The following is a 673-nucleotide window of genomic DNA, read 5'->3' as shown; positions in this document are numbered from 1 at the left end:
ATTAATAAATAAATTAAAATATATAAATACAACAGAAATACAAAAAAGTTTTAATTTAGGAATAGATATTAAAAACTTAAGTCTATTATCATGTATTAAATGTGGGGATGAGTTATACTTAGAAGATGGTAATATAAAAAATAATCAAATATTAGAAGGAAAATTAAAGTGTACTTGTGGTATGCAATATAGTATAAAATCAGGAATATTAATTGTTGACGATGATTTTGTAAAAAATAGTGATGAAATATATAATCTCATTATTAAAGACTATATAAAAGAGACAGATGAAAGTTATATTTTGAATTTAAGAAAAGGCTTAGATTGGACATGTAATGAACTATGTAAAATTTCTTTTGAAAATAAAGTAATATTAGAAATAGGAACTGGATTAGGTTTTCTATTAAGAAATTTATATGATAATTTAGATAATAGTGTGTATATTGCTATAGATAATAATATTGAAAAACATAATTACTTAAAGTCATTAATAGAAAGAAGTAGTTTTAAGAAGAATATAATGTTTGTTTGTACAGATTTTAAATACATACCAATAAAGAAAAAATCTATTGATATATTTTTAGACTATGGAGGTAGTAGCAATTATTGGTTTGATAAAAATGATTTTTCACTTGAAAATATATTGAAATATTTAAAAGAAGACTCATATGTT

The 673-nt window shown here is 20.5% G+C and carries 1 protein-coding gene; it reads left to right on the top strand.

The window, feature by feature from the left end; genetic code table 11:
* On the top strand, positions 1-673 hold a 673-nt coding region (locus A500_RS08855; protein WP_016207238.1), incomplete at both ends, for a methyltransferase domain-containing protein.

Source organism: Clostridium sartagoforme AAU1 (genome assembly GCF_000401215.1).
GTDB classification, from domain to species: domain Bacteria; phylum Bacillota; class Clostridia; order Clostridiales; family Clostridiaceae; genus Clostridium; species Clostridium sartagoforme.
The sequence above is the reverse complement of the archived record's forward strand: the minus strand, read 5'-3'. Positions and strand labels throughout refer to the sequence as shown.